The 18,846-nt window shown below is 69.1% G+C and carries 17 protein-coding genes and 2 pseudogenes; 11 read left to right on the top strand and 8 right to left on the bottom strand.

All coding sequences use genetic code 11. The annotated features are described in order from the left end of the window. The 6 genes and pseudogenes from F4559_RS23835 (at position 1) to F4559_RS23860 (ending at position 4,825) form a co-directional block, all read left to right on the top strand. Positions 1–321 (top strand): ArsR/SmtB family transcription factor, encoded by a 321-nt coding sequence (locus F4559_RS23835; RefSeq protein WP_184672225.1) that lies wholly within the window; start codon positions 1–3, stop codon positions 319–321. Positions 322–339: 18 nt separating this feature from the next. Further along, entirely contained in the window at positions 340–1,398 is a 1,059-nt protein-coding gene (locus F4559_RS23840) for a permease (protein WP_184672227.1), read from the top strand. Beyond that, complete coding sequence (locus F4559_RS23845; protein WP_184672230.1) at positions 1,383–2,561, top strand: GNAT family N-acetyltransferase; 1,179 nt, start codon at positions 1,383–1,385, stop codon at positions 2,559–2,561. Before F4559_RS23840 ends, F4559_RS23845 begins: the two co-directional genes overlap by 16 nt. Positions 2,562–2,863: 302 nt before the next feature. Beyond that, positions 2,864–3,847 carry an integrase core domain-containing protein gene (locus tag F4559_RS35470; RefSeq protein ID WP_312865794.1) on the top strand — a complete coding sequence of 328 codons (984 nt, stop codon included), beginning with the start codon at positions 2,864–2,866 and terminating at the stop codon, positions 3,845–3,847. A 41-nt stretch (positions 3,848–3,888) separates the two neighbouring features. Further along, positions 3,889–4,107: pseudogene (locus tag F4559_RS23855) on the top strand (IS5/IS1182 family transposase); the annotation flags it as partial. Positions 4,108–4,612: 505 nt separating this feature from the next. Beyond that, on the top strand, positions 4,613–4,825 hold the full coding sequence (locus F4559_RS23860; protein ID WP_184672235.1) for a hypothetical protein: 213 nt from the start codon (positions 4,613–4,615) through the stop codon (positions 4,823–4,825). A 274-nt stretch (positions 4,826–5,099) separates the two neighbouring features. On the opposite strand, the gene F4559_RS23865 is transcribed toward F4559_RS23860, so the two are convergent. The 3 genes from F4559_RS23865 to F4559_RS23875 all read right to left on the bottom strand — a co-directional run bounded on the left by F4559_RS23865 (position 5,100) and on the right by F4559_RS23875 (position 7,396). After that, a complete protein-coding gene (locus tag F4559_RS23865; protein WP_312865795.1) occupies positions 5,100–6,293 on the bottom strand; it encodes a helix-turn-helix domain-containing protein in 1,194 nt (397 codons plus the stop codon). An 8-nt stretch (positions 6,294–6,301) separates the two neighbouring features. Next, positions 6,302–7,096 carry a hypothetical protein gene (locus F4559_RS23870; RefSeq protein ID WP_184672237.1) on the bottom strand — a complete coding sequence of 265 codons (795 nt, stop codon included), beginning with the start codon at positions 7,094–7,096 and terminating at the stop codon, positions 6,302–6,304. A gap of 147 nt (positions 7,097–7,243) precedes the next feature. Beyond that, positions 7,244–7,396, bottom strand: a complete 153-nt coding sequence (locus F4559_RS23875; protein WP_184672239.1) for a hypothetical protein — start codon at positions 7,394–7,396, stop codon at positions 7,244–7,246. A gap of 67 nt (positions 7,397–7,463) precedes the next feature. Between F4559_RS23875 and F4559_RS23880 the strand changes: the two genes are divergently transcribed. Beyond that, entirely contained in the window at positions 7,464–8,630 is a 1,167-nt protein-coding gene (locus F4559_RS23880) for a zinc-dependent alcohol dehydrogenase (protein ID WP_184672241.1), read from the top strand. 158 nt (positions 8,631–8,788) lie between these two features. Here the strand turns inward: F4559_RS23880 and F4559_RS23885 are convergent. From F4559_RS23885 to F4559_RS23900, 3 genes are all read right to left on the bottom strand, one after another. Then, a protein-coding gene (locus F4559_RS23885) for an IS3 family transposase (protein ID WP_446689143.1) occupies positions 8,789–10,230 on the bottom strand; the annotation gives its coding sequence in 2 pieces (ribosomal slippage) (positions 8,789–9,855 and positions 9,855–10,230; 1,443 coding nt in all). Positions 10,231–10,574: 344 nt separating this feature from the next. Next, on the bottom strand, positions 10,575–11,117 hold the full coding sequence (locus F4559_RS23895) for a hypothetical protein (protein ID WP_184672243.1): 543 nt from the start codon (positions 11,115–11,117) through the stop codon (positions 10,575–10,577). 185 nt (positions 11,118–11,302) lie between these two features. Further along, positions 11,303–11,821 carry a DUF6292 family protein gene (locus tag F4559_RS23900; protein WP_184672244.1) on the bottom strand — a complete coding sequence of 173 codons (519 nt, stop codon included), beginning with the start codon at positions 11,819–11,821 and terminating at the stop codon, positions 11,303–11,305. Between the two features lie 554 nt (positions 11,822–12,375). On the opposite strand from F4559_RS23900, the pseudogene F4559_RS23910 reads away from it, so the two are divergent. Together F4559_RS23910 and F4559_RS23915 are read left to right on the top strand one after the other, a co-directional pair. Further along, positions 12,376–13,629, top strand: a pseudogene (locus F4559_RS23910) (YhjD/YihY/BrkB family envelope integrity protein). Between the two features lie 585 nt (positions 13,630–14,214). Continuing rightward, entirely contained in the window at positions 14,215–14,730 is a 516-nt protein-coding gene (locus tag F4559_RS23915) for a hypothetical protein (RefSeq protein WP_184672246.1), read from the top strand. A gap of 32 nt (positions 14,731–14,762) precedes the next feature. Here the strand turns inward: F4559_RS23915 and F4559_RS23920 are convergent, their stop codons facing one another. Continuing rightward, on the bottom strand, positions 14,763–15,014 hold the full coding sequence (locus tag F4559_RS23920) for a DUF6480 family protein (RefSeq protein ID WP_184672247.1): 252 nt from the start codon (positions 15,012–15,014) through the stop codon (positions 14,763–14,765). Positions 15,015–15,347: 333 nt separating this feature from the next. Here F4559_RS23920 and F4559_RS23925 point away from each other — a divergent pair, with 333 nt between their 5' ends. Further along, positions 15,348–15,557: a DUF2795 domain-containing protein gene (locus tag F4559_RS23925; protein ID WP_184672249.1), complete on the top strand. Its 210-nt coding sequence runs from the start codon at positions 15,348–15,350 to the stop codon at positions 15,555–15,557. Positions 15,558–16,048: 491 nt separating this feature from the next. On the opposite strand, the gene F4559_RS23930 is transcribed toward F4559_RS23925, so the two are convergent. Then, complete coding sequence (locus F4559_RS23930; RefSeq protein WP_184672250.1) at positions 16,049–16,279, bottom strand: hypothetical protein; 231 nt, start codon at positions 16,277–16,279, stop codon at positions 16,049–16,051. 333 nt (positions 16,280–16,612) lie between these two features. Between F4559_RS23930 and F4559_RS23935 the strand changes: the two genes are divergently transcribed. After that, the gene (locus F4559_RS23935) at positions 16,613–18,826 is read left to right on the top strand and encodes a catalase (protein ID WP_184672252.1); all 2,214 of its coding nucleotides are present in this window, start codon (positions 16,613–16,615) and stop codon (positions 18,824–18,826) included. The last annotated feature ends 20 nt before the right edge of the window (positions 18,827–18,846 follow it).

The raw sequence follows: 18,846 nt of genomic DNA on the forward strand, positions 1-18,846 counted from the left end.
ATGAACGAAGTTCCGGCAGTTGACCAGGAGACCGCCGAGGTCTACGCCTCGTGGTTCCGCGCGCTCTCCGATCCCTCGCGGATCAGAATCCTGAACCTCCTCGCGCGACAGGAGGCACCGATGTCGGTCGGCGAAGTCGTCGACGCGGTGGACATCGGCCAGTCGACCGTGTCCCACCACCTCAAGATCCTGCGCGAGGTCGGATTCGTCGTCGGCACCCGCGAAGGCACCTCGACGCGGTACGAGGTCAACAGGGCCTGTGTCACCAAGTTCCCCACCGCCGCCGACGTGGTGATGGGGGTACGACCCGACGACTCGTAGTACTCGTAGGAGGAACGGATGGACCGCTTGGGCGACATCCTGGAGTTCACCTGGAAGTACCTTCTCCACCTCACGCCGTGGTTCCTGCTCGCGGTCGTGCTCGGCATCGTCGCGAACCTGTTCGCGCTGGACATCCTGGCCCGGCGCGCGTTCACCAAACACGGGGTGCTCGCCATAGTGGCGACGACCGCGATCGGCGCGTTCAGCCCGTTCTGCTCCTTCACCGTCATCCCCCTGATCCGACGGTTCCTCGCGGTCGGCGTGCCGCTGTCCGCTGTCATGGCGTTCTGGGTGGCCTCACCCTCGATGGACCCCGAGATCTTCGGCCTGTCCGCCGCGCAGTTGGGGATGCCCATCGCACTGGCCCGTCTTCTCGGCGCGCTGGCCCTGAGTCTCGCCGCCGGGTTCATCGTCCTCGCGTTCGAGAAGCGCGGCCACCTGCTCGACCCGTTGCGCAAGGACGTCGTCGAGGAAGCCGCCGCGCCGAGTTGCCGGCAGGTACCGGTGGCGGCGGGAGCCGGCGACGGGCCGGGCGCTCCGGCTTCGGACGACACCCGGCCGAGCGCGTGCGACGCGGCCGTGCGACCGGAGCCGACCTCGTGCGGTGCGACGCCGACTGTGGTCGACGACGGCGCACCCTGGTGGCCGATGGTCCGCAAGAACCTGCGCGAGGCGAACCCGGTCGCGCTGCTCAAGGAGGCGTGGGGCGACACCATCCGACTGGGAAAGTGGTTCCTTCTGGCCCTGATCGCCGACGCCGTCATCGTGTTCTACCTGCCGGGCGAGGTCATCGCGAACACCGTGGGCGGCGGCCTGCTCTCCATCCTCGTCGCGGCACTGGTCAGTTTCCCGTTGTACGTCAACGGGGTCGGTGCCATCCCGATCGTCGACGGCCTGCTCATCAAGGGCATGGACGCCGGCGCGGCGGTGACGTTCCTGCTGGCCGGCGCGGTCAGCACGATCCCGGCGATGGCCGCCGTGCGGTCGATCGTCAACTGGCGGGTCTTCTCCGTGTACCTGGGAGTCGGGTTCTTCGGCAGCGTGATCATCGGCTACCTGTCGTGGCTGTGGCTCTGAGACCGCGGGTGCTCGACGGCACAGCCGAACTCGACCCGGAGCGGTGGGATTCGCTGGCCCGGCAGGCCGGCTTCTACGTCAGCCGGCACTGGATTCGAGCGTGGGAGGAGCACGCGGGCGCACGGCCGCTGATGGTCGCGGTCTACGACGACGACCGCCTGCTGGGGGCCGTGCCGTGCTTCGAAACCCGTGCCGGGACCGGCAATCCGCGTTACGACCTCGGCACGCTGCTCGACGTGGACAACGCCCGACTCGATCCGCAGTTGTTCGGCGGCGGCAACTCCGGCTATCGCGGCGACGTGCTCTACGAGCGTGCCGCACCGTCCGAGGCGCGGGCGGCCGTCCTGTCGCTGCTGATGGAGACACTGACGAACGTCGCGGCGACGCGCGGCGCGCGCGGTTGGAGCCTGCTGTACCTTGACGGGCGCACCGCGGCCGAGGTCGCGCCGTACACCGACGCCCATCGCCTCATCATCGGCGCGTCGGCCACGATGCCTCTGGAGTACGAGGACTTCGACGGCTACCTGGGGTCGTTGTCCACGTCCAACCGTTCGAACGCCCGACGCGACATCCGGTCGTTCGAACGGTCGGGTGCGACCGTCGAGGCGCGGAGGGGGCTGGCCGGGTCGGTCGACCTCGTCGCCCCGCTGCTGGGCAACGTGCAGGGGCACCACGGCGCCGATCCGTCCGTCGCCGGAGCCGCCGGCTACCTGCGGTTGTGCGCCGCCGGCGGACTCGACGACCAGGCCGTCGTCTTCCTCGCCCGACTCGACGGCCGACCGGTCGCGTTCTCGCTCGCGTACGAGTTCGGGGGCCGGCTGTGGATGCGGGTCGTCGGACTGGACTACGACCGGGCACCCGCTTGCGGCGCGTACTTCACCACGTACTTCTACGAACCCGTTCGTTACGCGCTCGCGCGTGGACTGCGGGAGATCGACTTCGGCATGGAGTCCTTCGAGGGCAAGCTCCGAAGGGGTGCCCGGTTGCGTCCACAGTGGGCAGTGGCGTCTGTACCCGGCGTCGACCTCGGAGACTGGAACGCCCGTCGACGCGCGCACTGGCTGGCGGAGTTCGGCCATCACCGGGGTTTCCATCCCGATGACTGGAGCGTGCGACCGTCTTCCACGGCCGCGCCTGCCTCACGGACCCCATTCGGAGCTTGACCCGGTCGCCGCACGGCTCGCGGTTGCCTCGACCCCGCGTTCCGCCCGAATCATTGATCACCGGCCAATCCATCCCCACTCCCACGCCACCCCCTTGGCACGAGCGGTAGGGCAGGTCGCGCTCCCGACGCACCCCTGTGGGGTTCCAGAACTCTGCGTTGGGGAGGCTGATCTGCGGCGATCCTGCCCTCTGGGCCTCCAGAGCAGGATCGTGAGGTGTGGCGATACGACTGCTGTACCTGATCTTCGTGCGACTCGGTGGCCGGCTGGTCCTGCTCAGCCGATCATCGGCGGCCAAGGACGTGGAACTGTTGGTGCTGCGGCACGAAGTCGCCGTACTACGTCGCACCAACCGCCGCCCGCGGCTGGAGGGGGCCGACCGCGCAGTGCTCGCCGCGCTGGTGCGTCGACTCCCCCGACTGCTGCGCGAGCACCGGCTGGTGACACCGGGCACCCTCCTACGCCGGCACCGACGCCTGGTCGCGAAGAAGTGGACCTACCGCAACCGCGCCGGACGCCCACCGGTCGACGACACCATCGTGGCGTTGATCGAGAGGATGGCACGGGCAAACACCGGTTGGGGCTACCGTCGAATCCAGGGCGAGCTGCTCAAGCTCGGCCACCGGACAGCCGCTTCAACGGTTCGCCGCGTGCTCAAGCGCCTACGGGTACCGCCCGCGCCCCCGCGCGACACCGATACCTCCTGGCGACGGTTCCTGCGCGCCCCTGCATCCGGCATGTTGGCCTGCGACTTCTTCCACGTCGACTGCGCCGTCACACTCAGGCGGGTCTATGTGTTTTTCGTGATGGAGGCCGCCACCCGCTACGTCCACATCCTCGGCACCACCAACCCAGACGGAGCATGGACCACCCAACAAGCCCGCAACCTCCTTATGGATCCGGGCGACCGGGCAGACGACTTCCGGTTCCTCATCCGCGACCGCGCCGGCCAGTTCACCGCCTCGTTCACCGCGGCCTTCTCCGGCACCGGCATCAAGGTCGTGAAGAGCCCACCACGGTGTCCACGAGCCAACTGCTACGCCGAACGGTTCATCGGCACCGTCAGACGCGAGGTCACCGACCGCTTGCTCATCCTCAACGAACATCACCTCCGCACCGTGCTGGACCACTACGCGACCCACTACAACCACCGCCGACCCCACCAAGCACTGCGACTCGCACCACCGCGACCAGACCGGCCGACCGCAGAGCAGGGCTACACCTCGATACACGGCCGATCCGTCCTCGGCAGCCTGATCAACGACTACGAACCCGCAGCAGCTTAACCGCAGTTCAGGCGGCATGACCGACTTTTGGCACCCCACAGGGCGACAAGGACCACCATGGCTACGACCAGACCGGCGACCACGTGGTCACCCCGTACAAGGGCAGGAACAGGCCCGAGTCGCAGAAGGACACCAACCGCGCCAACGCCCAACTCAAGACCTGACGCGTCCTACGCAAACTCCGCTGCTGTCCCTATCGCGGCGGCCGCCTGGCCAGAGCCATCCACGTCCTACAGAACTACGAAGCCGCCGCAGGATGAAAAGGTTCAGTGCTGGTCCGCTACGCGGCCCACTGCGACCACCACCGGCCACACCGAACACGCCAGCTCTCACGACCACGACCACGACCAGGGGTAGAGCCGAGTTGCGCGTCGATACGTCGCCGACCAGTCCTCGGCGGCCTGGTCAACGAGTACGAACCCACCGCCGCCTAACCGCAAATCAGACTACGTAGCCGAATATCGGCACCCCCACCTCTCCGACCACCGAGCCCGGGCTCAGCGTCCGCTGCCGTCCGGTTCCCTTGCTTCCACCACCTCCCACGGATGGGCGATCGTGCCGTCGGGCTCCCCTCGTTGTCGCGATTCATCGCAATCATCCTGCCCGACGGGGTACCACGGCGGGGTCGCTCCAGGCCGCTGCCGATCCTGTCGGAGTGTGCTTGTCGCAACTGGGAGTTGATCTTCCTTCGGGCCGCACTGTGGTGCCCACACCGGCGTCGGCCGCCAGCCCGGCCCTGGGGCCCGGGTCATCCGAAGGAGAAGCATGACGAAGCCCAGCCACACCCCGTCCAACCAGCCCGATCCGGCGCCGTTCTTCACGGTGCACACCGCTCTCATCCTCCTCGCGGCGGCCTTCATCGGCGCGGTGGTCGGTGGCCTGACCTTCCTCAGCGGCGGGCCCGTCGCCGGCGCGGTCCTTGCCGGCCTGATCGGCTTCGGAACAAGCGTTCCGGTGCTGCGATCACTGATCCGCTGAGGAAGGCCACGCTCGGCTGAAGGCCCATCGGCAGCGCACGGGCATGGAGGCCGTGTCCCTGACGGATGCGGCCTCGGGTTCCGGCTCGACACCGAGCCGTGACGACGTCCCGAACCCTGGTGCCGAGCCGCACGCGGCCCGCCGAGGACGTCGACCACAGCATCGGTGATCAGGTGGTGCTTCGAGCCGAGCTTGCGCCGGTCGACGGGACTCGGCCCGGTGGGTGCGCTCCGAAGACCGAACCCGTCCGGCGGCACAGCAGCGCACTCCTGCTCTACACACCGGGATGACCTACCTCGATGTGGGGTCGCTGCCCAAGCAACGAGACCACCCGACTGCCGGCCCTCTGCGTCGTGGGCAAAGCATGAAGTCCACCGCTTTCCGGAGTCCGCGAGGTGACGACCCGAAACAGATCCGGGGGCACGCGACACTGCTCGATCAAGATCGTGTCCTCGATGCCCTCCTGTGCCAGGAGTTCCACGGCCCGGGGCAACAGGGATGGCTGCTCGATCACGGTGATCAGCCCTGGTTCGTCGCGTCGCCAGCCGCGCGTCGAGATGGTCGTCATCGCGTTGCGGTAGGACACATCGCTGAGCCGCCCCAGCCACCGTGCCCGGTAGAGCAGCGCCTGGATGCTGACACCCCACTGCTCTTTGAGCCGGGCAAGCGACCGCCACGCGTTGCCTCCCATGCTCATCGGAAGGTGGTCGCGGATCTGCTCGGCGGGCATGAGCAGCTCCGCGGCGAAGCGGTGGGCCTGGTCCTCGACCGCCCGGCCACCGGGTTCCGCGTCGCCGTGCATGACGAGGTGGCCCAGTTCGTGCGCCACGTCGAATCGCTGGCGGTAGTAGTCCCGCTTGATCGGGTTCAGTATCACCACCGGGCGGAGCCGGCTGTCGAACGAGTAGGCATCGACGGTCGCGGCCTGGGGTGGGCTGAACACCACGAGTAGGCCGTGGTTTTCCAGCAACCGCACCAGATGTCCGGCGGGACCGTCCTCCATTCCCCACTGCTCACGGACGAGTCTGGCGGCTCGCTCGGGACCGTCGTCGTCCGGACTGGTGACCGTGACCGGGAAGTTCGGCACGTTCGGTTCCGGAAACTCCACGTGCCGTTCGAGGCTGCCCGCGATGTCGACGGCCAGTTGGCCGTACGCGTACGCCTGGTCACGGGCCAACTGGCTGGTGGAGCGCAGCGAACGGAAGTGCGGCGTGGTGCTCAGCGCGGCGATGTCGTCCGGGCGGATAGCGAAGAATCCCGGTTCGACCGCAAGGCTCAGCGCCAACTGCGCCACGGTGGCGGCCGTGGGGCGTTTGGCACCCGATTCCCACCCGCCAACCGCGGTAGGGCTCTTCTCGATCAAGGCCGCCAGGTCGCTCTTGCGCAAACCTGCCAGGTGTCTGGCCATCGTCAGACGGGCGCCGTCGAAGAACGCGGCGACCTCCGCTGCACGATCCGCGGTGGGCACGCGAAAGGTCACTGCCCACCACTTCGACGGTCGTCGCGTCGTTCCTCGGCGGACCGGCGGAGGCGGACCGGTGCGTCCGGAGTGGTGTTCGGTCCGGTCGGCAAAGGGGTGTCGTCGGTGCGACGCCCACCGCCTGCGGGCGGGTCGGTCAGCAGGTTCTCGTACCAGTACCAGGCCTGACCCCCACCCGTGTTCAGCCGGGGACGCCCGAATACGAGTTCGATCTGCCCGCCCAAGCGGTCAAGGGTGTGAGAGACGACGTAGGTGTCGAGGTCCAAGTCCCGCTGCGCCGCCAACAGGGCTTCCAGCCCACCGATCTCCTCGTCGTCGAACAGTGACGGCTGCTGCGGTTCGGGATTGCGTTGACCCGCCACCCATTGCTTCGTCGGGCCCCTGCGGGGCCACGGCAGCGAGTCGAGCTTGCCGTAGTCACAGGACGCCAGCAGGAATCGCCGTTCTCCGCAGACCCAACCGGGACTCCCGTTCAGGTTCGAACGGCGAACCAGGCCGGAGTCCAACTGCGGCATCGAGAAGATGTCCTGGCTGGACAGCTGGTCGTAGAGCACGTCCAGGTCCGCGTCGTCGTTCCCGGAGTGCACCGCGTACCGCTCACACGCGAACACCCGGTCCAGACGGTCACGGAACAGCGTGAACCTCGTGTTTCCCAGCCAGGCCGCGTCGTGGCCGTCGGCCTCGGAGTACTGCTCCAGCGTCCGAGTGGTCGCGGACACATAGGCCCACCGCACACCGGCCAAGACCCCGACACCGCGGAGCGCCGAGATCACTTCACGCTGTTCTTTCACGGCACGGAAGCTACACCACATCCAGTATTTCACGCGACGGAATCAACCAATCGGCGTGTCGACCGTCGAGAGCGGCACATCGGAGCGCCTCAGGAAGATGAGTCCAGGACGTTTCATGTGGTCAACCACGCTCTGTCCGACGTCTCGTCAACCGGCCTGATGGCCTACCTCGGCGGCCTCGTCAAGTACTTCGGCGAGGAGCCGCACCAGCAGCTCGGCGACGACCTGCGCCGGCTCAAGCAGGTGCTGGAGACCGGCGAGGTCGTCCGCTCCGACGGAGCCCCGTGGGCAGGCGGGCACGTGCGGAGTTCCCGCAACGGCCGGCGCAGCCGCTGTCGGACGCCGAACGGGAGAAGGGCACGGACGCATGAGGGCGAACACCCGGGCGGGCCGCAACAAGGTCGAGGTCCGCGACGTGCCGGACCCGAGGATCCTCAACGGCCGCGACGCGATCGTCCGGATCACCTCCACCGCGATCTGCGGCTCGGACCTGCACCTGGTCGACGGCCACGTGCCCACCATGCAGGACGGCGACGTCCTGGGGCACGAGTTCATGGGCGAGGTGGTCGAGGTCGGCTCCGGCGTCGGCCCCGACAAGTTGCGCGTCGGCGACCGGGTCGTGGTGCCGTTCCCGATCGCGTGCGCCGCCTGCGCCGCCGAGCTGTACTCCTGCTGCGAGAACTCCAACCCGAACGCCGGGATCGCGGAGGGGATGTTCGGGCACCCGGTCGCCGGGATCTTCGGCTACTCGCACCTGACGGGGGGTTTCGCGGGCGGTCAGGCGCAGTACGCGCGGGTGCCGTTCGCCGACGTCGGTCCGTTGAAGATCGAGTCGGACCTGGCCGACGAGCAGGTGCTGTTCCTGTCCGACATCCTGCCCACCGGCTACATGGGCGCGGAGATGTGCGACATCCAGCCCACGGACGTGGTGGCGGTGTGGGGTGCGGGCCCGGTCGGCCAGTTCGCCATGGACAGCGCCCGCCTGCTGGGCGCCGCGCAGGTCATCGCCATCGACAAGGAGCCCTGCCGGCTGGCGATGGCGGAACGGGCGGGCCACACGCCGGTGGACTTCGACGAGGTCGACGTGCGCTCCCGATTGCTGGAGCTGACCGGCGGGCGCGGCCCGGACAAGTGCGTCGACGCGGTCGGCATGGAGGCCGCCCACGGCAGTGCGCACATCTCCGCGTACGACCGGGTCAAGCAGGCGGTGAGGTCGGAGACCGAACGCCCGCACGCGTTGCGCCAGGCGATCCTGTCGTGCCGCGGCGGCGGTGTGGTCTCGGTGATCGGCGTGTACGGCGGCCTGATGGACAAGTTCCCCGCCGGCGCGTGGATGAACCGGTCGCTGACCCTGCGCACCGGCCAGTGCCACGTGCAGCGCTACATGAAGCCGCTGCTGGAGCGCATCGAACGCGGGGAGATCGACCCGACCCGGATCATCACCCACACCCTGCCGCTCGACGAGGCGGAACGCGGCTTCGAGATCTTCAAGAACAAGCAGGACGACTGCGAGAAGGTCGTCCTCAAACCCTGACAGCCACCTGTGCCCCGCCTACGGTGATCGCCGTAGCCGGGGCACGGCCCCCCTATTGCTCCTCCACTACACGTACGTCCTGGTCGCCGAGCGCACTGCCATCCCGATACAGAACGGCGCGGACCGGTAGTTGTCAAGTCAAGTGAGACACGTTGTGTCTATGGGGCCGGTTGTGGTTGGTCGAGGGGTTGGTTGATCCAGGCCACCTCGGGCAGCGCGGGTGGGCGGGGTCGGCGGGCGAATCGCTCCGGGTGTCGGGCGTGGGCGCGGTCGAGAGTGGCCTGGCGTTGATCGCGGATCCGTCCGGCGGTGCCGAAGTGCACCGAGGCCGGGGTGTGCATGCCGATGCCGGAGTGGCGGTGCTCGTGGTTGTAGGCCAGGAAGAATCCTTCGCAGAACAGGCGGGCGTCGGCGAGGGAGCCGAACCGGTCGGGGAAGTCGGGCATGTACTTCAGGGTCTTGAACTGCGCCTCGGAATAGGGGTTGTCGTTCGAGGTGCGGGGGCGGGAATGCGAACGCAGGACGCCGAGGTCGGTCAGGAGTTCGGAGACCGGTTTGGACACCATGGCGCCGCCTCTGTCGGCGTGGATCGTGTGCGGTTCGGTGCCGTTGCGGGCGATGGCCTCGGCGAGGAAGTCCTTCGCCAGGACGGCGTCCTCGGCGGCGGCGACCAGCCAGCCGGTGACGTAGCGGGAGAAGATGTCCAGCACGACGTAGCACTTGTACCAGACGCCTTTGACCGGTCCTTTCAACGCGGTGATGTCCCAGGACCACACCTCGCCCGGGCCGCGGGCGGACAGCTCGGGCCGGGTCCGCGGCGGGTGGGTGGCGATCCGGCGGCGTTCGCGGACCTGGCCCTGGGCGCGGGCGATCCGGTACATCGTCGAGATCGAGCACCAGTAGCGGCCCTCGTCCAGTTCGCGCGCCCACACCTGCGGGATCGCCAGATCCCGGTAGGCCGGTGACGTCAGCACCTCCAGCACCCGGGCGCGCTCGTCGGCGTCCAGGGCCTGGGGTGGGGGTGTCCGCGCCGGCCGTGGCCCGTGGATCGGGCCTGTCGGGTTGAGGTGCCGGTAGTGCGTCGCCCGGGAGGTCCCGGTCAGCGCGCATGATTTCTTCACCGAGAGACCGGCCGCGCGCAGTTCGGTGAACGCGGTCGTCAGGATTTGCGAGGCGGCGTGTCGTCCTCCGCGCTCCCGGACAGTTCCTCCAAGAGCGCGTGTGCTTTTCCCATGATGTCCAGTGCCATTCGGGTCTTCGCGAGATCGGAGGCGAGTTTCTCGTTCTGGCGGCGCAGTCTCTCCAGTTCGACTTGTTCGGCGGATTTCCTCGCCGGTTTCGTCTGGGCGCCGGGTTCGGCCGCCTGGCCGGTCAGGCGTCCCGCGTCGCGTGCCCGGGTCCATTCGATGATGTGGGAGGAGTAGAGGCCCTCGCGCCGCAGGATCGCTCCCTTCTCCCCGGCGGGGGCGTTCTCGTACTCGGTGACCACGGCCAGTTTGTAGTCCGGGGTGAACACCCGGCGCGACGGACGTGGCGCCGGGTCGGCCTGGTCGTCGCGGGAGGGCCGGGACTGCTTGTCGGATGGCGAGGACACGGTCATCAGGATCTCCGATCCCGCCCTCGATCATGAACCCACCCTCACACAGGGTGTCTCACGTAAGTCTGACCAAGAGGGGACCGCCCCGCCCGCCTCGGTACCCCGGGCCCGGCGAGTGCGGGCGGAACTGGAGCGGGCCGGCCGCGACTACCACCCGGTGCACGACCGACCCTGTCCCACGAACAAGCGGACCGCCGCCATCTGGGGTTCTGTCCACACAACCGCCTGCGACCCGCCAACGAGGTCCGTGTCGTTTTGTTCAGGGCTGGTTGCCGGTGGCGGTGGAGTTCGGGGACACATGGCGGGGCGGGCACCACCGACCTCCAGGTCGGCACCCGCCTGGTGCCTCAGCCGTAGGGGCGGTCCGCCTCCACGTCGTAGGAGGTGGTGCGCCGGTCGAGCACCTTCTTGATCCTGACTTTCTTGCCGATCCCGCGGAAGGCGTCGAGAGTCCGCGGCAGCGACTCGGTGGTCATGCTGTAGTACAGGGTGAAGGTGTCCATGGCGATGCCGAGGTGGACGTGGATCTCGTCGGTCTCGCTGATCTCGTCGTCCTCGCGTTCGTGCACCACGACGGTGCGGCGGCCGCGTTGGATCGGTCGCACGACGAGCCCCTTGTCGAGCGAGTACGTGTGTGTTTTGCCGCTTCGACTGCGTATCAGGAGTTGCCGGGCGTCCCGGTCGACCTCCACCGCCACCACCAACCGCCGCGTGTTGGTCCACTTCGAGATCCCCCGCCACGTGAACACGGCCACGCCCACACCGGTCCAGAACGCGACCTCTGGCAAGAGGACCGCGAGCACCGCCGTCACCGGGGCCAGCACCGCCACCGGCCGCACCCCCGGCTCCCGGTACCACTCGCGCGCCTTCGCCCGCCACGTGCACTCCATGGTCATCAGGATGGCCGTTCCCCGACCCGGGCACCAGCGCCTTGGTCTTGCCCGGGCCCGCAGTCGACCCGTTGGCGGACACGTGCCGGACGAGGACCAGACACCGTGGGTGCGCAACGCGGACTCCGCCAACGAGGTGCCGACCGACGTTCCACCGAAACGGGAGCACGTAGCTGACCGGCGACCTATCCGATTCCACTCCACCGGGGTGCCCGGGAAAGCCCTCGCGAAGCACCGGCGGACCGGGGAGCGCCGACCACCCGCGATGCGGCGCGCGGAGCGGTGGGGTTCTCGAGGTCGCGGACCGCGGCGGGTCCGCCTCCGACCACGCGGGGGAGTTCGTCGTCCACCGGGTCACCCGCGGCGGAACGCCGGAAGATCTCGTCGATCCACTTCGCCACCGATGCGGACCTCGGCACCACCGGACCATCGAGGCGGTCGACGACCAGGTCCGCGCCATCGCCGGTCTCGACCACGGCCGACCAACCGCGGTGCTCATTCCACAGCAGCGCCACGTCGTAGTCCGGGAACGACCCCCACCGGCCTTCCAGCGCCAGGTACAAGCCCGCCGGCCGCTCGCCCTGGACGCACCAGCAGTCGCCGCTCAGCCCCAGCGCCGCCGTGGCCGACCGCGCATACCTCCGCGACGCCCGCGTCAGCGTGTCGTCGAAATCGAGGCCCACCGCGCACCACCGCCTTCGCACGTGACTCACCGCGCCGACTGCTTGACGCTCCCGCCGACTGCCCCATCAAGCCCGCCTGACCGCGGATCCACCCGTCGCCCTCCTGTTCCGTTCAAGAAACAGGTCGAACGCTCGCACCGCCGGTCACCGCGCCGCCCTCGTCCGCGCGGGCCCGGCGCGATCGTCACCTGCTTCAACCCGGGCGTTCTCGACCCGACCGTATTTCTTCGCGGTGCCGCCATGGGGAAACACACGGTCGCGGGTGCGGTGGAACCGCCGGGCGAGCACCGTGGGCGGGCAAGCCCTGCATCCGGTCCGGGAAGCGTGATCCGGGTCCGGACGTTCGAGTCGCCCAGCACCGGGTACGCGCCCCGAGTGGACACCACGACCGAACGCCGCTCGCTGTGGCTCCTTGAGACCACCCGCGTCCACCCTCTCGTCGCCGATACCGCTGTGGACGTGGCGGTGGTCGGCGCGGGTGTCGCCAGGGTCACCACGGCGGTGGTGCTCGCGCAGGCCGGCCTGCGCGTCGCGCTGCCGAGGTCCTCGTGGGCCTCGTCGGCGAGGTCTCGTCGGTGGCCGAGGTTCGGCTCGGCCAGGGCCGGCTACTGCGCCAGGGGCTCAGCAAGATCGGTGTGTTCCGCGACCACGAGGATCGGCTGCACGCGGCGTCCGCCCGCTGCACCCACCCGGGCGGCCTGGTCCGCTTCAACGACACCGAGCGCGGCCGGGACTGCCCGTGCCACGGCGCCCGCTTCGACGTCGGCGGCGCGGTCCTGGAACACCCGGTCACAGCACGTCCCGGACGCCTGAACCCGACGAGCACCCATGACGACGACACCTCGACCCGCACAAGCCCCCGTCGCATCGTCGGCGAGCGCGGAAACCGGAAGGTCATGACCGAGAAGAACCCCGACACGCCCGCGCAACTCTCCAAGAGGACGTGGTGGGGGGTGCTGAAGCGCACCGTCAAGGAGTTCAACGACGACAACCTCACCGACTGGGCCGCTGCCCTCACCTACTACGCCGTGCTGTCGCTGTTCCCCGGCCTCCTGCTGCTCACCTCACTGCTCGGCCTGCTCGGCCCCGACGCCACCAAGTCCCTTGTGGACAGTCTTAACGTGCTCGGCCCTGGTGAAGCCAAGAACCTGATCGTCGGCGCGATCGAGAACCTCCAGTCCTCCAAAGCCCTCGCCGGACCGCTCGCGGTCATCGGCGTCGTCTCCGCCCTCTGGTCCGCCTCGGGCTACCTCGGCGCGTTCATGCGCGCCGCCAACTCCATCTACGACACCGAGGAAGGCCGCCCGTTCTGGAAGGTCATCCCCCTCTGACTCGGGCTCACCCTCGGCGTGGTCGTCCTCCTCACCCTCACCGCACTGGGCGTCGCCGCCACCGGCGGTGTGGCCGACTGGCTGGGTGACGTCCTGGGATTGGGCGACACCTTCGTCACCGTGTGGGACATCGCCAAGTGGCCGGTCCTGTTCGCGCTCGCCGGCCTCACCGTGGGCCTGCTGTTCTGGGCCTCCCCCAACGCCCGCCAACCCCGCTGGCTCTGGATCACCCCCGGCGGCCTGCTCACCGTCCTCGCCTGGGTGGCCGCCTCCCTCGGCTTCGCCTTCTACGTCTCCCACGCCGGTTCCTACAACAAGACATACGGCTCCTTGGCCGGCGTCATCGTCTTCCTGGTCTGGCTGTGGATCTCCAACCTCACCCTCCTGCTCGGCGCCGAACTCGACGCCGAACTGGAGCGCGGTCGACGCATGGCTACCGGCGAATCGTCCGGCGAGGATCCCGTCGCCCCGCCCCGCGACACCAGGGCAATGGATTGAGGACGCCCGCACGCCGGCCCGACCACCGGAGCGAGGCGCTGAAGGTCGGTCGGATCCGCGGATCCGGTGCGAAAGCGGTGTGCGGTGAGCAGGACGACGACGTCGTACCGATCCACGCGGCGATCGACGCCGGGTCCGGGTCTGCCCTCAAGCTGTGGTCGAGGTGCTCCGATCTCGAGTCGTGGTGCGCGGGGATGAGCCGACAGGCGAGCAGTGGCGGGTGATCGAGCCCTTATTGCCGGTTTCCGGTGCGCAGGGGCGTACGCGAGGGGACGACCGTCTCAATGGTCCTGGCCTGCGGCAACGTCGACGACTGCACCGCCTCGGTCGCCACCCCCACGTTCCCACGGCGGGAACCGCCGGCTCACAGGAGCGCGAGGTGATTGGTTTGCCCACGGAGCGCCAGGGGATTCCCAGGCTTCAAGCGAGCGACGTGGGAGGACCTCCGTGGAGCCCAGGGCTTTGCCGAACGTGGTCGAGAGGGTGTTCGCCGGACTCGGCCGCGTGCGGCACGCACGTGCCTTCCATCCGACTGGACGGTTGTTCGCGGGCACCATACGGGCGTTCGACAGGTGTCCGGAGTGGTTGCCGCTTCCCCGACGGCCGCAGCCGGCGCTGGTGCGGTTGTCGAAGGGGGTCGGCCTGCCCGGGGCGATACCCGACGTGCTCGGGTTGGCGTTGCGCACCGAGGTTCGCGGGGCGCCGTGGGATGTTCTGCTGTCCAGTCACGCGCCGGGGTCTCTGGTGTGGCTGCCGTTCCCGGCCGCGCGGTGGTGCGGTGCGCGACTGAGCACCCTGGGCGGATTGGAAGGTGTCGGCGGCTCGGGGGTGCTGACCGCGACCGGCGCCGCACTGCCGCACAGCACCCGACTCGACGCGCTGTGCACCGCCTCGCCGATGACGTTCACCTTGTCGTTGCACGATTTCGGTCCCGTCGGCGAGGTCTCGCTGACCGCGATCGCGAAGTCGCCGGCACCCGACTTCGACCCCGTGGTCAACGCGGCAGGGCTTGAGCTGAAGCCGACTTGGCTCGGTGCGATTCGGGCTCGCGCCTACGCAGGCAGCCGAAGCGGGCGTGGGGCACCACGATCCACCGGATGAGGCCGGAAGCGGTGCCGGCACCCCCTGGCGGGTCAGAAGATGTTGCTCCAGCCGATGATCTGCGCCACGACGAACGCGAGCACCAGCAGCGTCAGCACGGTCACCGCGACCAGGGTGACGATCGACGGCACGCGGGACGGCATCGGCTGCGGGTGGGACAACCCGGACGTCTGACCCGAATCGGGTGGGGTGTCCCCCGGCGCCACGCCGCCTCCGGGTTCTGGGCCCGGTGTGCGCGCCGGATCCGGGTCGGGAGGGGTGTGACGTGGTTCGGATGTGCCCATGCCGGGTGGGTGCCCGCATTCGGCGCCCTGACGCGACGCTGTGGATCAAGCTGCCCGGCCACCGATGCGGGCGAAGCCTCCACAGCCCCGGGAACTGCTCCGACAACACGTCCACGCCGTCGTCGGACTCCACCCGCACCGCTCGTCCCGAGTGCACCAGGGCGTGCTCCGGTACTCCGCCGCCCGACCGTCCATCGGCAACCAGGTGCTCCCGATCCCGCACGCACCAACCTCACCGCCTCGACCCGCCCTCGTGAATGTTCCACCCAGGGGGATGACGAGTCGGCGCGGGTAGTCGACTGTGGACGACCCACGATCACGAGGAGCACGACCATGAGCGACACCACCACGGCGGACCGGTTGCGGATCGCGCTGTCCGACGTCACCTACCCGGCGGACCGCGACCGCCTCGCCGACCACGCCTCGCGCAACAACGCGGACGAAGACACCGTGCACGCGGTGCGATCGATCCCCGACGGCGAATATCCGTCCTTCGACGCCGTGCTGGAGGCGACGGCCGTGGACGAAACCCGCGAACCCTGATCGTCGACGACCGCGCCGACCACCGACGCGGTGCGCCAAGTGGTGTCCACCGGGAACCGGTGAGGTGGGCGCCGGCCGAATTCGACGCCGGGAGGGAGACGCCGGACGTGAACGCGCGGGTGCTGATGGCGGCTGGGTGGACCCCCGCCCGTTACGGCCTCGACGGACGTGGCGTGGACCCGCGGCGGCCGGCGGACGACCTCCCGGTCGTCGCCGTGCACGCTGCGGGACCTTGTGGCGGACCACTCACCCGGATGGGCCGCCGCTGCCCGCGCGCACCGGCAGTAGGAGATGACGGCATATGAGCCGGAGACGGTGGTGGACGACCCGGCCCGCGCAAGCGTCGACGACACGGAAGCGGCTGTCGCACGCTCGTGTCGAGCGTGCCGGAAGCCGTGCTTCCGACGCTGTCCGGCACCGTGCTCCGGACAGCGGGTGCCAGTGCCCCGAACACGCGGGTAGGTCGGCAGTGGGTACCCTGGCCGGTCGGCTCAGGTGTCGAGGTACTGGTAGTAGTAGCCGCGTGGGATGTGCAGGCACGTGGGGCCCGCCGGTGAGACGACGAACCCCGTTGCCCACGTGGCGTTCTTCTCCGCAACGCACTCGGCTTGGTCGTTCCGATATCCCTCGGTGACCCACCAGCTGTCCGCGCTCGCGCCCGCTGCCCTCGGCAGGACCAGCGCCCAGACCACCGCGAAAACGGCCGCCAGGATCCTCATCATGTTCAACCTCCGCTTCCCTCCACGTCAGATCATCGACCGTGCCCGGGGAGCGGCGCCGCACCACCCGACACGACACCGGCTGCCTGTTCGCCCCGATCTCCCGGCTCGTCCCGCCTTCAGACCATGATCGGGTCGACGCCCTCGACCATCGGCCATTCCGCCGTTTCACGAACCGACGAGCAGGTGAAGGACCCGACTCCCGATCCGCGAAGCGACTTCGACCGATCGGTGCTACGGACGTCGAGACCACGGCACCAGGAGGTACCGATGGGCTTCGCCGCGTGTAGGCCATCCATTCACGGGTAGTCGGCACACGACGCAGGAGGAGGTTCGATGAATTCCCGGAATCCGGTCGAGATCGTGAAGGACGCCGTCGACAAGGTCACCGAAAGGGTGACGCCGGACATTCCCGGCGCACCGTCTGGCGATCCGCCCAGCCTCGCGGAGCCCACCGGTCCGCGTGAGCCCCTTCCGCCCAAGTCCGATCAGGCCGCGCCGGACACCGTGTCACCCACCGGCGCGCCGACCGGCGCGCCGACCGGGGTGAACGCCCAGCAGGACGCCTTCCTGACCACCTCTCAAGGCGTGCGGCTGCACGACACCGACCACTCGCTCAAAGCAGGCGAACGTGGTCCGACGTTGCTGCAGGACCACCACCTGCGCGAGAAGATCATGCACTTCGACCACGAGCGCATCCCCGAGCGGGTCGTGCACGCCCGTGGGGCCGGCGCGCACGGGGAGTTCGTCGGGTACGGCAACGCGGCCAAGATCTGCAAGGCGGGATTCCTTCGCGAAGGCGCGACGACCCCGGTGTTCGTCAGGTTCTCCACCGTGCTGGGCTCGCGCGGCTCCGCGGACACCGTGCGCGACACCCGCGGGTTCGCCACGAAGTTCTACACCGACGAGGGCACGTTCGACCTGGTGGGCAACAACATCCCGGTCTTCTTCATCCAGGACGGCATCAAGTTCCCCGACGTCATCCACGCCGCCAAACCGCACCCCGACCGGGAGATCCCGCAGGCGCAGAGCGCACACGACACGTTCTGGGACTTCGTGTCCCTGCACACCGAGGCCACCCACCACGTCCTGTGGAACATGTCCGACCGCGGCATCCCCCGCTCCTACCGGACGATGGAGGGCTTCGGCGTCCACACCTTCCGCCTCGTCAACGACGCCGGTGAGACCTCCCTGGTGAAGTTCCACTGGAAGCCGAAACTCGGTGTGCACTCGTTGGTGTGGGAGGAAGCGCAACTGCTCAACGGCTTCGACCCCGACTTCCACCGCCGCGACCTCTACGACGCCATCGAGTCCGGCGCGCACCCCCGGTGGGAACTCGGCCTCCAGGTCTTCCCGGACACACCCGACCAGACCTTCGAGGGCATCGACCTCCTGGACGCCACCAAGATCGTGCCCGAGGAACTCGCCCCGGTGCGACCGGTCGGGCTGCTCACGCTCACCCGCAACCCGACCAACTTCTTCGCCGAGGTCGAACAGGTCGCGTTCCACACCGGACACCTCGTGCCCGGAATCGACGTCACCGACGACCCACTGCTGCACGCCCGCCTGTTCTCCTACCTGGACACCCAACTCACCCGCCTGGGCGGCCCGAACTTCACCCAGATCCCGATCAACCGCCCACACGCGCCGGTGAACGACATGCTCCGTGACGGCTTCCACCAGCACGCCGTGCACGCGGGAGTCGCACCGTACAAACCCAACTCCCTCGACGGCGGCTGCCCGTTCCACGCCGACGCGGCGGACAAGGCGTTCATCGAAGTACCACAACGGATCGCCGAGGCCACGAAGGTGCGTCGGGCCGCAGCGTCGTTCGACGACCACTTCACCCAACCCCGACTCTTCTTCCGCAGCCTGAGCCCACTCGAGCAGGACCACGTGATCCGGGCGTTCACCTTCGAACTCGCCAAGTGCTACGAGAAGACGATCAAGGAACGCGAACTGCTGGTGCTAGCCCGGGTCGACGCCCGGCTGTGCGCGGAGGTCGCCGCGGGGCTCGGGCTACCCGTTCCCGAGGCGCAGGACCTCCGCGACGTGCCGACAAGCCCGGCGCTGTCCCAATTCGGGCACACCTGGCCGGTGGATGGCCGGGTGGTCGGCATCGTCGTGGACGCCGACGACGCGGACGGGTTGGCCGGGGTGCGCGCCGCCATTAGCGCGCTCGGGGAGGCCGGGGTCACCCCGTTGATCATCGCGAGCCGAGGTGGGGACCTGCCGCACGGACTCGCCGCCCAACGCACGTTCGCGACCGCACGCTCGGTCGAGTTCGACGCCGTCCTGCTGGCCGCCGCACCGTCGCCCGCACCGGACGCGCTGCCCGTTCGCGCGGCGGTGGACCCGCGAGTGGAACTGCTGGTCGCCGAGGCCTACCGACACGCCAAGGTGATCGGCGCGTGGGGTGGCGGAACGGCGCTGGCCGAAGCCGAGCCAGGCGTCGTGGTCGCCGACGACCCGTCCGACGTCGTCCAGGACGTGCTGACGCTGCTCGCCGGGCACCGCGTGTGGGCGAGGCTCGAACCCCTCCGGGCGTGACGGGGACGGGAGCACCGGGC

This window comes from Saccharothrix violaceirubra (genome assembly GCF_014203755.1).
In the GTDB taxonomy this organism is placed as follows: Bacteria; Actinomycetota; Actinomycetes; order Mycobacteriales; family Pseudonocardiaceae; genus Actinosynnema; species Actinosynnema violaceirubrum.

Bases quoted from the DNA above. Each gene is read 5' to 3' on its own strand.
- F4559_RS23895 (WP_184672243.1), bottom strand. From the start codon at position 11,117: ATGGAGTGCACGTGGCGGGCGAAGGCGCGCGAGTGGTACCGGGAGCCG.
- F4559_RS23920 (WP_184672247.1), bottom strand. From the start codon at position 15,014: ATGGGCACATCCGAACCACGTCACACCCCTCCCGACCCGGATCCGGCG.
- F4559_RS23930 (WP_184672250.1), bottom strand. From the start codon at position 16,279: ATGATGAGGATCCTGGCGGCCGTTTTCGCGGTGGTCTGGGCGCTGGTC.
- F4559_RS23860 (WP_184672235.1), top strand. From the start codon at position 4,613: ATGACGAAGCCCAGCCACACCCCGTCCAACCAGCCCGATCCGGCGCCG.
- F4559_RS23840 (WP_184672227.1), top strand. From the start codon at position 340: ATGGACCGCTTGGGCGACATCCTGGAGTTCACCTGGAAGTACCTTCTC.
- F4559_RS23925 (WP_184672249.1), top strand. From the start codon at position 15,348: ATGAGCGACACCACCACGGCGGACCGGTTGCGGATCGCGCTGTCCGAC.
- F4559_RS23835 (WP_184672225.1), top strand. From the start codon at position 1: ATGAACGAAGTTCCGGCAGTTGACCAGGAGACCGCCGAGGTCTACGCC.
- F4559_RS23880 (WP_184672241.1), top strand. From the start codon at position 7,464: ATGAGGGCGAACACCCGGGCGGGCCGCAACAAGGTCGAGGTCCGCGAC.
- F4559_RS23935 (WP_184672252.1), top strand. From the start codon at position 16,613: ATGAATTCCCGGAATCCGGTCGAGATCGTGAAGGACGCCGTCGACAAG.